Consider the following 15436-nt stretch of genomic DNA (forward strand, 5'->3'; position numbering starts at 1 on the left):
GATCTCACCATCAATGCCGCGAATCATGTTAACACAGATCTCCATTGGAATAAGTTATCTGCGTTAATGCAACACACGGTTTGGATTTATCACAAACCTGAACATTGCTTGACCTTTGAAGGCATTCTTTACCGAATGAGAACGAGCATTCCTTGGCGTGCGATTTACCGTCAGAATTCGGCAAATGGAATAGCGTTTTTCAGTGTTTTATGTCTGGTCAAAGAAAGGTATTCTACCGCTCATTTTCAAGTGGTTATCTGTATTTGCTGATAGGGAATGGTCATTTATTGACGGAAGTATCGTCCGGGCTCACCAGCATAGTGCAGGAGTGGCTTCAGATGATGAGGCTATTGGCAAAAGTTGTAGAGGATGTTCAACCAAAATCCATTTGGTAATCGATAGTTATGGTTTGCCTGTTCAGTTCGCCAGAGTTACACATTTTAGGGCAATAGCAACAAGATACGATAAACTTGAACGGAATTATGCCAGTATGTTGGCACTGGCATTTATCATTATCTGGTTACCGATGTGGGTTGAATGAATTATGACCTTAAAACATCAACAGACCCTAACTTGACATAAAAAAAGTATATACGACCGTAATTGCTAACAATAGCCCCATAGTGAGATTGAAAAGCTTATAATGTTTAGGTATGTCCAAAACTGTCCTAATCGTTATTCCCAAAACAGCCCATGCTGAAATTGATGCATAACAGACAATAAAAAAAATCGCACAAAAAAGTAGTAGTGCATTAATCTCTGCATCGTGACTATTAAAAACAGATATGCCTGCTAAAGATACAATCCATGCTTTCGGGTTAAGCCATTGGCACATTATTCCTTGTATAAGGGATGGAGCACTGGTCTCTAGTTCACTATCATCACCGATCATCGGGTTTTGCATAGCAACTTTATATGCCAGATATAACAAGAAACAGCCTCCTATATAGGTAAGCATTTCGGTTAGATATGGCACCTCATTTATAACTTGGGCTAATCCAAAACCTAGTAAAAATAGAATCGATACAAAACCAATTGTAGCACCGGTTATATGTGGGATAGTTCGAATATATCCGCAATTGGCTCCGGTAACTGTCGCTATTATGTTTACAGGTCCTGGCGATATAGAAGTTACAAGGGCAAAAAACTGCCATTGCAATTAATTGAGACATAAGCATCTACCTCCTAAAAATCAGTTACTTCTCCAGAGCCATTAATAAAGCGATGTTCTTGCAAATCAACAATGCGGTACCGTTTTGCTTTGATTTTTCCCTCTTTGCAATAACCAGCTTTGCTTTCCCAAAATCCTTGTTCGAACTCATCAGTAAAGTACAATTCAGACAAGCACTTAACCCCTTTGTACCGATATAGAGAAAAGTCGACTAGACGGATAGGGTAACCTTCTTCCAAAGATAGGGGTTCACCGTCCACCGCCCAAATAATCATCGCTCTATTTTCTAATGCATTACTAAGGGATATTGTAGAGTCATACACTCCCTTACTTGTACCTAAACTTATCTGCTTCAAATTATATGAAAGATATTTTGCTTGGTTTATCCCTAGATATTTCAATAGGTCTTCTAGTAAGACTCCTGTCCAGTTTCTTCTGATACTCCAATTGCAAACACACACAACTCGGCGGCTTTCTGTTATTGGTGCAATGTTTTTAAGGTCTTCGAATGCGACAAGAATTGGTGTTGACTCATGAGGTAAAAATATCTTGAGCGCCCATTCTTTCATATCAATAGAATCATATGATTCAGGTGGCCCTTCTTGGTAGTACCGTAAAGAAGAAGGTTTCTTATCAATATATGGAGTACTCATATTTTCCTTTCTTATGTATCTATTATAGAGATTTGACACAGCGTAAACCTACGATGTTGTCTCGTACTGTTGGAGGGTAGTTATCTCTGCATGTACAGCGCATATAATCTTCATCATGCAGCCCTGAACCACCCCGAACTATATGATCGTCAGTAGGGATACTAAGATAAACGGGATCAATATGAGTTTTATCCCAACTGTAATTTGGGTAGTAATTATCTAGACACCACTCAGCTAGATTACCTGCCATATCAATACAACCAAATGGGGAGCGATTCTGTGGATGTGCATCCCAATCCGTGGATTTTCGGTTGAGCTCAGCTGGCTCACAGTCTGGGGCATAGTTTGCAATCGTAATAGATGGCTCGCTATTTCCCCATGGATAGAGTCGATTATCGTTCCCCTTCGCAGCAAACTCCCACTGTGCTTCAGTTGGTAATTCCTTACCTACAAATGTTGCGTATGCGACAGCTTCATACCAACTAATGCCGGTTACTGGCTGCTTTGGTTGGTTCCAATTAGAATCATGCCAATATAAAGGTTCTGAAATGCCATTATCTTGGATAAACTGAAAACCTTCTTCTGACCAATATTCCCTACTTCTATAGCCCCCCTGCTCAATGAATACCGCAAACTCAGCGTTGGTTACAGGGTGAACATCAATGAAAAAATCACTAAGGGTAACTACGTGTACAGGCTGCTCATCAGGGCTCAACTCTGAACCGCGTAGATAAGGAGATCCTGTCACTAAAACCATATCAATTAAGTTGTTCATCGTATTAACTTCATATTTCCAGTTTGCTTAATGATGACTTTTTTGTCGCCGTACACCGCTATGCCCAAATATTCGATGCTGTCCTCACTGGCAGCCTCTAACCTACTTGAGTAATCCTCATAACTCTTAGTGCTTTTTGCCACGTTCGAGAAGTCAACTATCGTAGCGTGTGATTGTAATTGAAAACGAATTTCCTTTATCTCGCTTGCCGTTGCCGCAAGAATTGGGATTGGGATACGAGTGATCCCAAAATGTTCCCCTCCATCACGGTTCTTGATATTGTCACCTACGAGCTCAGGATGAGCCTTGCCAAGGCTAAGAGCTAGCACTGCTGCTGTGTTTGCAATGACTCCAAGAGGAAGATCTTTATCGATTACCAATACACACTTTTTGTCATTCATTATGCCACTTTCCTTTTATGAATTTGGTTGTTAGAAAATACCCCCCATGTCATTTCAATATGTAGAGGGTGAGATATTGCTGTAAGTCCATAATGTTTAATTGCATCAGCATTTGCTAAGCAACAATCAACGTCGCCGTTTACAACTAGCCTCGCTCCATTGCTTGTAGAGTTCGTAATCTCTATTTCTAAATGAGCATCAGATATTCCAAAAATCTTGTCTTCAGCTGATTCAATTAGGCTCTCTAAACGAGATAGAGGCGCGTGATGCGTAGCTATTTTTATGGTTTGGTGCTCAGCTATCTTTTTCTCTAAGGCGAGGGACGTTTTACAACCAAGATAATAAGCGGGAGGTGAATAGAAAAACGACCCAAGTAGAAGGGTATTTTTGTTCATGTAAAAGTTATCTACTCGCTGATATGCATTGGCGACTAGAAAAATGCATGACTCATTCTTTTCCACATACTCAGAAGCGAGTTCAAAAGTATCAAAAAGAAGTATGTCTAAGGGGCCTCCAATTAAGTTGGTCAGATATTTCGCTGCTGATTGACTGCTTGTTCCTTCAGGTCCAAGAGTCGCGATTGAAGTGATTTGTTGGGGGTTCCTAATCCAAAAGTTATCAGTGTTAAATATCATCTCATAATTCGCTTAAGTTTAATTTACATTAACGATATTCCTGCCTAAATGTTAAATATTGCACAAAATTGTTGTTTATAGAATTACGAAAAATAAGAGCGTAGAATCTATTTCAATATATCCTGAAACAATGGGGCACGTATTCAATCCGTTGAACTACCTTAAATGTAGTATTCTCTTTTGATAAAAGTACTGATAACTTTGTCGGGCATTTCAGGGGAAAGCGACATTGAATCGAGATAATTTTTTCAGGGGCTTTTTAAGCGTTTTTTCGTTCTGTCTTCCGAACGCATGAGCAATTATACACTTTGTAACTATTCACCCCCTACATCTTACCGATAAAAAACGAGGTGTTTATCACAACATCTAACTATTGGTATCATGACCCCTTTTGTAGGTTATATATTTAGATCTTTATGCCCTTATGATGATATCATTTCATACTGTTATGCATGAAAAAGGGACATTTCTAAATTAACGGGCAATTGCCACATCCGCTTTAATATGTTTAAGGTGAACTACAATCGTAAAGGTCACAACCACCAATAATGACCATGCCCCCCATTTTCCTGCATGAACAACAGACCAAGCGCCTAATTGATTTGGGTATTGCCAGATCCCAAAGAAGGTACCGAAGTTTTCCGCCAACCAAATAAAAAAACCAATCAGTATAAAAGCAAGTAATAGTGGCATACTGCGTTCTTTATCCAACGGCGTATAAAAAACAGTGCCGCGTGCATACAAACCACAAATAAAAGCAGTTAAGTACCAGCGATAATCATCAATATAATGATGACTAAAGAAGTTGATATAAATTGCCAGTGCGACCAGTGTTGCCATCCAATAAGGTGGGTAATGCTCAATCCGTACTTTAAAAAAGCGCCACGACTGTATAATGTAGCTCCCCACGGCCGCATACATAAAACCTGTAAATAGTGGGACTCCCCAAAGCTTAGTAAACGCAGCATCAGGATATTGCCATGAACTAATAGATGCTGATGTTTTAAATAGCTCCATCATAAAACCGACTAAGTGGAAGACACAAATTGCTTTCAATTCATCCCATGTTTCGAGTTTTAACCGTATTAGTAATGCTTGAAAGGTCACTGCAAATACTAATAGTATATCATAACGTGGTATGCCCACTATGCCTTTTGCTGGAACCAAAAATAAAGCCAAAAAAAAGAAACCAGCAAATAAGCACGAGCGTGCATTAATCAATCCAAAAAAAAGAAACTCTAAAATAAATCGCTTAACATCTGTGCTGTTATTAGGCACATGAGCCATTAAGAAGTTATCAACTTTACGTAGAACATTTAGTTTCTGGCACATATTTTCCATTTAATTAACCCTGTTGGTATTATTTGTTGTTAATTCATTACGATAATGCCTATTTCACGCCGCGAATTCTAGCAAGAAATAGCATTAATGTTGATATGTAATGCCAGGGCGGTACACGAATACCTAAATTATTCATGGTGAGATCAACGATTTGCTCTTTAATTTCGGCCTGACAGGCGCGATAGGAATGATAAATCCAGTCCCATATATCAGATGGTTCTAATTTTGTCGTTCAAAAATACATACGATTCTTAGGGAATATCTCAATATTTTCTGAATATAGTGTTAGTGCTGAACATTGTTGTGCAAAGCGAATACTTTCTTTCAGTTCCATCCCCTCTAACCAGCAATGTACCAGGCCAGCCATCATGGCATCACCCGCTCCGTTGGTATTAACAATATTGGTACTGATTGCACTTGAACATCCTGATGTATTATCCATTTCACTATAATAAACACCTTCTGCATCCATACTCAAAATTAAGCGTTGGACGCCATGTTGATGAAACCAGTGTGCCGCATCAGCGGCATCTTTTTGAGTTTCAATTTTTATGCCACTAAGGATTTCTGCCTCAGTTCGATTGGGTTTTAAAGTATGAATATAAGAGAGAAAATTGCGAATTTTGGATGCCTTAGATCTTGAAACCGTATCAACAAAAATTGGAACATTGCCGGCATTATTAAATAGCCATTTTAGAGTTTCTTCAGTTAAATTACAATCAATGATTAATACATTCGCATGTTGAATTAAAGATTTAGCTTGAGCTAATAACGTAGGAGTTAATTTCTCCAGAATACTCATATCATTAACTGTAACGACACATTTTCCATTTTCATCTATAACAGAATTGCAGATTGAGGTTTTTTCACCATCTAATTTATGGAAATAGTTAACATTAACCCCTATCGACTTTGTATGATCAAACAGTATTTTGCCGTTTGAGTCATTACCGATAACAGAAATTAAATAACTTTCATTTTTTAATAAGGCAATATTTTGAGCGATATTCCTTCCTACACCACCTGGTGTAGAAATAATTTTCCCTGGGTTGGAATCTTCATAAATTAATTTGGCAGAGGTATAACTTGTTAAATCTATATTAGCTGCGCCAACCGTTACAGTATAAATATCATTAGATAAGATATATCCTTTGCCTTTAATATAACCTTTTTTACTTAGGTTCATAATATGTCCTGCAACACATGAGCGACTGATTCTGAGAATATCAGCAATTTCTTGTTGCTGAATGAAAGGATCACGCTTTAGAAGTTGCAATATCTGGTTTTCCCTTTTTGACATATCACACCTTTGGTTGTTTTTTTACACTGATGTTTTATTGCATATCTGACGGACAGTAAAGGCTATTTTTGTATTTATTTCTCATTTATGAGAATATGATCGTAAGATTGATAAGGCCAAAAAATGACATAAAAATGTGATATTCATCTCAAATATTATGCTGAAAAATTAATAAAAATTAGATACCTAAATACATCAAGCAAGTAAACTATATTATATCCTATTATAATCCCTTTTAAAACAGTGTATTAGGTCGATTTATGGAAATTGCAAACATATGTTTGGTTTTTATGATCTGTTGATTCTCATGGCGAGGTAAAACTGGAATATATAGTGGGGGAAAAACCCTAGCTACATATAGTTAGCTATGTAACCAGGGGAGTTAATCTACAATTCAAATTCCGTTAGTCAGGTATTATTTTTTATCATCCAACATATGGTATGAAACGGCAATACCTGCGGCTTGACCAGCAAGTGAAGGTTCATCGCTAGCTAAGTACAGTCCTGCAATATAGTGTCCATCAACAGCATATTTTCTATATTTTGTCGCGTAGCGCTCACCGACTCTGAGTTGACGCCCATCACTTAACGTAAATAATGCCTCATCAACAGCGCCATTGCCCCATACTTCCAATCTTTCGATAACACTATCATTGAGTTCAATTGAACTCGTTTCTGATGTTACTGTGCCAAGTGTATAGGATGAACCGTTGGCAAAGGTGATTTTAATACCCCCCACTCTAGGTGCATTTCCAATTCTTTGTACATATCCAAGCAAGGATTGTATTTTATTGTATTTGCCGTTGATTAAAGATGGCTTAAAGGGTTCCTGCATTTGATCGTCTTCTGTAAGAGCCTGAATTCTCATTTTGTTAGTCTGACGATCAAATACAGTTGAATAACTGATAGTTTTAGGATAAAAACCACTTTCGAGGCTATTGTTTTGTAGATGTTCAATTAACTCAATACACTCTAAACCGTGTAATAAACAATATCCTCTTACAGAGAGTAAATTATTAGTGACACTCGATGCTGTTGATGTATTTATGGCATCATTATATTCATTCGTATACATCGTATGGATGTAACTCTTGGCCTTGTCGACCAATTTATCGATAAGCTGTTTTAACTCATTGACTTCAATATCTGTCAGCCCAATATCATTTTTCTTCTCTATTCCCATTTTCCAATAAGGGATTTGTAACATAACCGTGTTAGTGTACATCGGCAGGATCTGGTAGTTTGTTTTATTATCAAAAGACTTGAATTTTTCATCTATACTCACCAGGTATCTAGCCAGGAACATATATGCGTCATGACTTTCCTGACTGCCAGGCGAGGTTTCCAGCATGTATTGCACATGTTCCATTTTCCCCTTGATTTCTTGTATATCTCCATTAAGTATTCCTTTAATAGTTTGCAGAACGGCATTCTCTATCATCTGTTCTACTTTTTGGAGGATCTGTTCCCATGTATTATCTTTCTGTTGAGGCCAAAATAGTCCCAATAGGAAGGACATTGCAGAGCCTGCTCCTGGAATAAACCCTACGCCGCCAATAATCGCATCCTTTATAATTGATGACATATCCCATTCATAATCAGGGGTAGATGTTGTATAAGGCACAATAAGCATAACATCAGTGAGTTCAGGTAATGTTTCATTTTCAGATACATTAATCGGTGAGATATTCATGATTTTATTTTACCTTAATTCCTTAGTTAAATAGTGCGTTAGTTATTTTCATCTTGTTACTTATTATATCCGGTAACAAAGGCACGTTTATCGGTATCGTTATAAATGACAACTTTACTGTAATATAAAGCGTTATTCGGTGATTGTAATATTCCGTCTTTCCCGGCTTTCACTATGATAGAGGAATATTCGAACCATTCTGATGTGAAAGAATGAGACCAATAAAAAACAGCCCTAACTGATGATGCGGGGCCAGAATTGGCTACATAGTAATTGGGACGAGTTTCGGGAATAATCGGTGTATCGGTTCTTGTTGCTTCAATAGAAGAGTGTGGCTCTATTGTCATATCCCTATAAGGACTGGCTGTAAGAGGGTCTGATGCTGGTGTGTTTGTATTATAAGTTAATGGTTCTGGATTGGAATCGTTATTGCTTATGACTGTAACGGTACTGCCACTTATATTTATATTGATTGTATTCATACGGTGTTATCCTATTTTAAAAATTGATTAAAATATAGTTTTTGTTGCTTTTAATTTTTTGGTTATTTATTTTACGGCGTTTTTACTATGGCTATAGTATGTGATTATTTATAATTATGGTAGATTTCTCCTTACAGTTGAGATTTATTTTATTATTGAGAATGAATCTATATATTATGACCGCGGCTATTCTAAACATATTGGTATGGTTGGATAAAATATAAAAAATGTAAGTTTGGTTTAAAAATTATGCTGCTTATTGAAATGATATTATTGGTATATAGATATGGTTAACATTTATTAATAGGTATGGATAAATAATAGCATGTCTATTTTGAATAAGATTGATAATTTTATTAGTGTAAGGTATAAATAGCCCTATTGTTAATAATATAAGTTTACTTCTATAAATAAACATTAATATAATTAAATATAGCCCAATATTATTGGGCTAATAGTAATATTTATAAGTATTCTCTAAGCAACTGCATTTTGATATAAATCCCAACGATTCCCATAAATATCTTCAAAAACGACTACCATGCCATATTCTTCCTGACGAGGTTCCTCACAGAAATGAACACCATTTTCTTTCATTTTGTGATAATCGCGCCAAAAGCCATCAGTTTGCAGGAACAAGAATACCCGTCCACCACATTGGTTACCAATAAACGCTTCTTGCCTTTCGTTAGATGCTTTTGCCAACAGTAAGTTGCAATCACTTTCAGGATTTGGAGTTACAACAACCCATCTTTTTCCTGGCTGTGGCGTATCTTCTACCAACGTAAACCCCAATTTATTAGTGTAATAGTCGATAGCTTTATCGTAATCATCTACAACGATAGCAACGTAACCCATACATCTTTTTTGTGTTCTCATAGTATTCCTACTATTTTACGGCTTAAAAATTACAACCTGCGGGTGCCTAATTCCACGTTTCTTGCTGGCTGGATAAGGACGGTTCCTTGCTCGTCACAAACCGCAGCCAAAACCAAAACTTCGGATTTGAATCCTGCAACACGCCTTGAGGTGGGGGAAATTGATGATTTTTCCAACGCGAATGTCGCGTGACATAAAGGTATCAGTTGTAGCGGGTGTCAGAGTTGTCTTTTCCATAGGGTTTAATTCATTGTTTAAATTATGTTATTTATAATAAGGGAAATGTGAGGATATGCATAGATTTCAGCGAACACCACCCGCAATGAGTTTGACTTGGTGAATTTTCGGATAGTGCTCAGAAATCTTTTTTTGATGCAGCCACCAGCGCAGGTAATTTACGTCATGGCGATGTGAGTTGAATAACAGGCCAATGATACTGCCGCTATGAGCAACGTTCAGGCCATAAATGCCTGTCTGCTCGACTAAATCCCGCAGTTGATCAAAACAGGGTTTCGGTAGTATCGATTGGCTGGCGATGGCGCTTAATGTGCAAGCTTCCCCAAGGCGGTAATTGTCGTGCCGTTGATTCGCTGTATGGAATTGCCACCATGCTTGTTGGAATAAACAGGTGTTATCTCGCCATTGTGCGCGATGATCCTGTTGGTGATATTCTTCTGTCAAAATGGTTTGTGGACTTTCCAACAGCAAAATATCGATATCCGGTTGCCAGTCAAAGGGGATTTGCGTCTGGGCCGTGAGATGATCAAATAAGGTTAATCGCTTAAATATCGTACTGTCTGTTGGCTCCAGTTTGACACAGAGTTGCGCTAGCTCTGTGCTTTTCAGTGATTTGCCCAATAATCTGGCGGTGGCTTGGGCGGTAGCGGCAATATCTGCTGTGCTGCTGGCCATGCCTTTGGCGACTGGAATTGTCGATTGGTATTCAATACGCAAACCAAAAGTCAATTCTGGTAGCTCCTGCCAGTAATCCAGCAGTAAATTTACCATCTGGCGCATACGTGGTCGTTCGTGCGGTATAGGAATACCTTCGCTAACGGAAACACAACTGAACCAATTAATTGGGCAGGAGATTAACTTTTCTCCGCCAAACAGCCATCCTTGTAGCAGTTCTCCACAGGAAGCGGGACAAGAGGCTTCAGCCATAGGCAAAAACCTGCTGCATGGCTGCGATTAGGCGCTGATTTTCCCACGCACTGCGTACAGCTATGCGATAGTAACGTTCGTCTAACCCTGCATAATTTTTACAATGGCGAATTAACAACCGATGTTTAAGCAAAGCGTGCCATAAATCAACATTGGGTTGATTGCAGCGGAAGAACAGAAAATTAGCCGATGGCGGCCAGACAATCAGTTCAGGAAAAGTTGAAAGCTGAGTCCATAGATAGTGTTGCTGCGATGTTAGCCATTGATGTGTGGCAGCAATATAGTCATGTTCATCAAATAAAATCTCACCAACTCGCGCAGCAAAGGCATTAATTGACCACGGTTCACGTCGATTTTTCATCTCTGCGATCCCTGCTATATTTCCGCTGACTAAATAGCCTAAGCGTAACCCAGGGATAGCAAAAAACTTGGTCATTGAACGCAATATATAAAGATGCTTAGTGACAGTAAGTTGCGGAATCAGCCCTCGGTTATCAGGGAGAAAATCAATAAAGGATTCATCAACAATCAGCGAAATCTTTTGTCGCTCACAATATTCCACCAGCGATTGCATAAATTGGGTATCTGGCATTAATCCGGTAGGGTTATTGGGCGTGGCGATAAAAACGCAATCGGGTTGAATCGTGGAAAGTGTATCTAGCAGGTGTAAATCAGGTTGAAATCCGGCTTCCTCTGTCAATGGATAGTCGATAATTTCTGTTCCAATTTGCTGCAAGGCTCGTCGATATTCAGCAAATCCTGGGATAAAAAGCAAAGCTCGCTTGGGATTGAGGTAACGGGTGACGGCATAGATCAGTTCTGTTGCACCATTGCCTGCTATTACTGAGTTGTAATCGCATTGATGGGTCTCTGCGATCGCCTGATGCAAGTGGCGATATTCCACATCTGGGTACTTTTCAATATCAGCAAGACTATTTTTGATTAATGCCTTAACCCGTTCTGGAGCACCTAGTGGATTGATATTGGCACTGAAATCAATCAGCTCATCGGCTGGAAGACCATATTGCTGGGCAATGCCAATGATATTACCGCCATGTTCACTCATGGTATTGCTCCGTAAGTGGGAGGGAAGGAGAGCATTGACCCTAAATTGACGACATCACCAACCACAATCAGTGCGGGTGCATGCAGATCCTTCTCTTCCGCTTTTGCAGCCAGGGTTTCCAGTGTGCCTGTAACACTCTCTTGTTTGGGGTGGCTGGCATACATGATCACCGCAGCAGGTGTTGTGGGGGATTTACCATATAGCATCAACTGTTGGCAGATCTCCATCAGGCGGGTCATTCCCATTAGAATAACCAATGTTCCTTCCAATTGAGCGAGTATTTCCCAGTTCTGTTGTTCGTTGTCTTGAGAAGTATGTCCGGTCACAACGTGGAAACCCGATGCATAATTGCGGTGGGTTATAGGGATGCCGGCATAGGCCAATCCACCAATTGCGGAACTGATCCCCGGAATGATTTCAAATTTGATACCATGTTGTGACAGCACTTCCGCTTCTTCCCCTCCACGGCCGAAGACATAGGGATCGCCACCTTTTAGGCGAACAACCCGTTTCCCCGCCTGTGCATGCCTTACCAGAATTTGATTAATCTCTTCCTGTGGGATGGGGTGGTAATCATGTTCTTTCCCAACGTTAATAATTTTACAATGGTCTGGTACCTGAGCAATAAGTTCAGGATTGACGAGACGGTCATGGACAATGACATCCGCCGATCGGATACAGTGTAGCCCTTTGACCGTGATTAAACCTGCATCACCAGGGCCGGCTCCCACTAACCATACGTTACCTTTATTCATTGGATTACCTCTATGGAATTAAAATATAAATTATCAAAGGGAAAAATATATTTTCATCAGGATGGTGAGGTTCTGTTTTTTATTTTTATAAAGGACGGTTTATTCTGACTTATACTTTTTTATTTATTGCTTTATGGATGGTTTCCTCTTTTCCTTATGAGTGGTGTTATGTCGATTTAAATTTTTTGTAATTATTGCTTTAATGTGGGGTAAGTAAAGTTGATTTATATCAATGTTCGTATTCTTAAGTATGAATTATTTTCAAATCGAATTTTGTTATCTGTTGAAAATATTTGTCAATATTAAAGTTTCTTTATTGAGGTAATAATTTTAATCTCATTATTTTTTAATTAATTCAATGTGTTATATTGGATTGTTGATTGCATGGTTTGTGGTTGTATATTGGTTTTTATTTTGTTTGAAATAAAAATAGTGTTTAAAAATTAATAATCATGAACAAGATCACAAAAATAATAAAGGGTGTTTTTATAAAAATGAAAAATGTGTATTTTGAAAATAAATCTATTTTTCTATTTTATTTTTATGCGAAATTAATATTGTGATAATGCTTTTTATTAAGTTGCTTATTTGTTACGAGATAAAGAGATTGTAGATATCCGCGTTATCCATGAAATATTAATTGTTTTGTCGAAAATGAACTAAAAGACTTTTATTTGATAAATATCAATGAATGAGAATATGAGTTGCAGATTTAAAACTAATACCGATTTTAACACCAATACAAAATTTACATGTTTTGGGGTAAGCACATGCAACAGAAACATGCTTTTGTCATTGCAGGTACAGGTAGCGGATGTGGTAAGACAACAGTTGCGCTGGGCATCATGCGAGCCTTGATGAACCGTTCACTGCGGGTACAGCCTTTCAAAATCGGGCCTGATTATCTGGATGGTGGTTGGCATCGTGCTGTGACGGGAGTCGCTTCATGTAATCTTGATGCTTTCATGCTACCCGAACCTATCCTGAATGGTTTGTTTAACCAAGCTATGGTTGAGCAAGATATTGCCGTAATTGAAGGGGTTATGGGGTTGTATGATGGCTATGGTATTGATCCCAACTATTGCAGTAGCGCGGCAATGGCAAAACAACTTGGCTGTCCGGTGGTTTTATTGGTGGATGGTAAGGCGGTTTCCACCTCAATTGCCGCTACAGTGATGGGGTTTCAACAATTTGATCCAGCGGTCAACATTGTGGGTGTGCTGATCAATCGCGTCAATCGGGATAGCCATTTTCAGTTATTAAAACAAGCGATTGAAAGTTATTGCGGTATTCCTGTTTTGGGGCGGCTCCCGGTGATGCCAGAGGTTACCCTTCCTTCCCGCCATCTCGGGCTGATCCCTGCGCAAGAACAAGTCAGTCAACGCGAAGAATGCTGGACTCGTCTGGCTCAGCAGATCGAAGCTTCGGTGGATTTGGATAAGTTGCTGGCATTAACCCAGCTATCTTCCTTGCCAAAAGGAAATATCGATTCCCTTATTGATCCCGCGATGGGGCAAGGCTTAACGCTGGCTCTGGCAGAAGATGAGGCATTCCATTTCTATTACCCTGATAACCTGTTGTTGTTGGAAAAAGCCGGTGTGACTATCAAACGGTTTAGCCCCCTGCATGATCATCAGTTGCCTGAATGCCAGATGATCTATTTGGGTGGAGGATACCCTGAAATTTATGCCCAAGCCTTATCTTCCAACCACGCTATGCATACGGCATTACGTCAGGCGCAGCAAAAAGGTATCCCTATTTATGCGGAATGCGGCGGCTTGATGTATCTCGGCGATGCCCTGACAGATGCGGACGGTGTATGGCATGGCATGGTGGGGTTAATTGCCGGTGAAAGCCAGATGGGAGATCACCTGAAACGTTTTGGTTACTGCGAAGCCACGGCAATGTGTGATACGCCGTTAGTGGCGAAAGGAGAAACGCTGCGCGGGCATGAATTCCATTACTCGGATTTTATTTCGACTCAACCTCCTGTTTTTCAATGTGTTAAATGGTGTGATCCAACAGGAACATTAAAAACAGTGCAGAAAAGTTGGCTGGGAGGCTACCAGAATGGCAATACTCTTGCGGTCTATCTGCATATTCATTTTGCCCAACGCCCCAATTTTCTCCATCGCTGGCTGACGATGGCACGGAGGCTGTTATGACAGTCTTATTGTGGTTTGCGGCTTTTATTCTGGATATGAAATTGGGTGATCCCCCTCATTGGCCGCATCCCGTGCGCTGGATAGGGCAACTTACTCACCAGACTGAGCAGCTTATTCGCCGGATTTGCCAAACCGAAACCGACTTGAAATGGGGCGGTGTATTGTTATGGCTGGTGGTAGTAGGGAGTGTTTGGCTGGCGAGCTATTGGGTTTTGCAATTGGCTTATGGCATGACGTTTTGGCTGGGATGTTTGGTTGAAGTTTGGCTGATTTATACCGTGTTGGCAGGACGTAGCTTGGGTGATGCGGCAAACGCTGTTTATCAGGCATTGCGTCAGGGGGATTTGGACGTCAGCCGTAAGCAGCTTGCCAACATTGTCGGTCGGGACACTTGCCAATTGCAAACGCCACAAATCAGCCGTGCTGCGATTGAAACCGTGGCTGAAAACAGTGTGGATGGGGTGATTGCCCCATTGTTCTTCTTAATGCTTGGCGGTGTTCCGCTTGCCATGACTTATAAGGCAATCAATACCCTCGATTCAATGGTGGGCTATAAAACGCCTCGTTATCGGGCACTGGGGATGTTTTCGGCACGTATGGATGATGTGGCGAATTGGCTGCCTGCCCGTTTGGGTTGGCTTCTGCTGGCAATAGCCGCGAAATGGCAGGGATTAGATTTTAGGCAGGCGCTACGCATTGGCTGGCGTGATCGCTACCAACACAGTAGTCCCAATAGTGGCTGGCCGGAAGCAACTGTAGCAGGGGCATTGGGCATCCGTCTTGGTGGACCGAATGTCTACTTTAATCAGCTTGTCGAAAAACCGTGGATTGGTGATGCAAGGCGTGAAGTCACGCCTGTCGATATCCCACAGTCTGTTCAGATGATGGTGGTGGCATCAGTGATGGCGCTCCTGTTGTTTGCGCTGCTGCATAGCCTGGTCAGTGTGATGGTGTAA

15 protein-coding genes and 2 pseudogenes are annotated in these 15436 nt (G+C 40.0%); 3 read left to right on the forward strand and 14 right to left on the reverse strand.

Going from position 1 to position 15436, the window contains the following annotated elements:
- Window positions 1-13: 13 nt before the first annotated feature.
- Window positions 14-541 (forward strand): annotated as a pseudogene (locus tag BDE27_RS15595) (transposase).
- Between the two features lie 27 nt (window positions 542-568).
- On the opposite strand, the gene BDE27_RS15600 reads toward BDE27_RS15595, so the two are convergent.
- The 14 genes and pseudogenes from BDE27_RS15600 to cobA all read right to left on the reverse strand — a co-directional run bounded on the left by BDE27_RS15600 (window position 569) and on the right by cobA (window position 12315).
- The gene (locus BDE27_RS15600; RefSeq protein ID WP_120211376.1) at window positions 569-1159 is read right to left on the reverse strand and encodes a LysE family translocator; all 591 of its coding nucleotides are present in this window, start codon (window positions 1157-1159) and stop codon (window positions 569-571) included.
- 26 nt (window positions 1160-1185) lie between these two features.
- Window positions 1186-1824 (reverse strand): molybdopterin-dependent oxidoreductase, encoded by a 639-nt coding sequence (locus BDE27_RS15605; RefSeq protein WP_099131657.1) that lies wholly within the window; start codon window positions 1822-1824, stop codon window positions 1186-1188.
- Window positions 1825-1846: 22 nt separating this feature from the next.
- Window positions 1847-2599: a formylglycine-generating enzyme family protein gene (locus BDE27_RS15610; protein ID WP_099131658.1), complete on the reverse strand. Its 753-nt coding sequence runs from the start codon at window positions 2597-2599 to the stop codon at window positions 1847-1849.
- Complete coding sequence (locus tag BDE27_RS15615) at window positions 2596-3000, reverse strand: DUF2000 domain-containing protein (RefSeq protein ID WP_099131659.1); 405 nt, start codon at window positions 2998-3000, stop codon at window positions 2596-2598. Before BDE27_RS15615 ends, BDE27_RS15610 begins: the two co-directional genes overlap by 4 nt.
- Window positions 3000-3635: a hypothetical protein gene (locus BDE27_RS15620; protein ID WP_208638601.1), complete on the reverse strand. Its 636-nt coding sequence runs from the start codon at window positions 3633-3635 to the stop codon at window positions 3000-3002. Before BDE27_RS15620 ends, BDE27_RS15615 begins: the two co-directional genes overlap by 1 nt.
- 474 nt (window positions 3636-4109) lie before the next feature.
- Window positions 4110-4976, reverse strand: a complete 867-nt coding sequence (locus tag BDE27_RS15625; RefSeq protein ID WP_099131660.1) for a DUF817 domain-containing protein — start codon at window positions 4974-4976, stop codon at window positions 4110-4112.
- Window positions 4977-5053: 77 nt separating this feature from the next.
- Window positions 5054-5166 (reverse strand): annotated as a pseudogene (locus BDE27_RS20040) (IS1-like element transposase); the annotation flags it as partial.
- A 42-nt stretch (window positions 5167-5208) separates the two neighbouring features.
- A complete protein-coding gene (locus BDE27_RS15630; RefSeq protein WP_099131661.1) occupies window positions 5209-6276 on the reverse strand; it encodes a PfkB family carbohydrate kinase in 1068 nt (355 codons plus the stop codon).
- A 415-nt stretch (window positions 6277-6691) separates the two neighbouring features.
- Complete coding sequence (locus tag BDE27_RS15635; RefSeq protein ID WP_099131662.1) at window positions 6692-7969, reverse strand: insecticidal delta-endotoxin Cry8Ea1 family protein; 1278 nt, start codon at window positions 7967-7969, stop codon at window positions 6692-6694.
- 56 nt (window positions 7970-8025) lie between these two features.
- Window positions 8026-8451 carry a JHE-like toxin PirA gene (locus tag BDE27_RS15640; protein WP_099131663.1) on the reverse strand — a complete coding sequence of 142 codons (426 nt, stop codon included), beginning with the start codon at window positions 8449-8451 and terminating at the stop codon, window positions 8026-8028.
- A gap of 477 nt (window positions 8452-8928) precedes the next feature.
- Complete coding sequence (locus BDE27_RS15645) at window positions 8929-9330, reverse strand: VOC family protein (protein WP_099131664.1); 402 nt, start codon at window positions 9328-9330, stop codon at window positions 8929-8931.
- A gap of 303 nt (window positions 9331-9633) precedes the next feature.
- Entirely contained in the window at window positions 9634-10494 is an 861-nt protein-coding gene (locus BDE27_RS15655; RefSeq protein ID WP_099131665.1) for a GHMP family kinase ATP-binding protein, read from the reverse strand.
- Window positions 10487-11560 carry a threonine-phosphate decarboxylase CobD gene (cobD, locus tag BDE27_RS15660; protein WP_099131666.1) on the reverse strand — a complete coding sequence of 358 codons (1074 nt, stop codon included), beginning with the start codon at window positions 11558-11560 and terminating at the stop codon, window positions 10487-10489. The genes BDE27_RS15655 and cobD overlap by 8 nt, the downstream gene beginning before the upstream one ends.
- The gene (gene cobA, locus BDE27_RS15665) at window positions 11557-12315 is read right to left on the reverse strand and encodes a uroporphyrinogen-III C-methyltransferase (protein WP_099131667.1); all 759 of its coding nucleotides are present in this window, start codon (window positions 12313-12315) and stop codon (window positions 11557-11559) included. The genes cobD and cobA overlap by 4 nt, the downstream gene beginning before the upstream one ends.
- 770 nt (window positions 12316-13085) lie before the next feature.
- Between cobA and BDE27_RS15670 the strand changes: the two genes are divergently transcribed.
- Both BDE27_RS15670 and cbiB read left to right on the forward strand, forming a co-directional pair.
- Window positions 13086-14480 (forward strand): cobyrinic acid a,c-diamide synthase CobB, encoded by a 1395-nt coding sequence (locus tag BDE27_RS15670; protein WP_099131668.1) that lies wholly within the window; start codon window positions 13086-13088, stop codon window positions 14478-14480.
- Window positions 14477-15436 carry an adenosylcobinamide-phosphate synthase CbiB gene (gene cbiB, locus BDE27_RS15675; RefSeq protein WP_099131669.1) on the forward strand — a complete coding sequence of 320 codons (960 nt, stop codon included), beginning with the start codon at window positions 14477-14479 and terminating at the stop codon, window positions 15434-15436. The genes BDE27_RS15670 and cbiB overlap by 4 nt, the downstream gene beginning before the upstream one ends.

It is taken from the genome of Xenorhabdus ehlersii, assembly GCF_003610465.1.
Lineage (GTDB): Bacteria > Pseudomonadota > Gammaproteobacteria > Enterobacterales > Enterobacteriaceae > Xenorhabdus > Xenorhabdus ehlersii.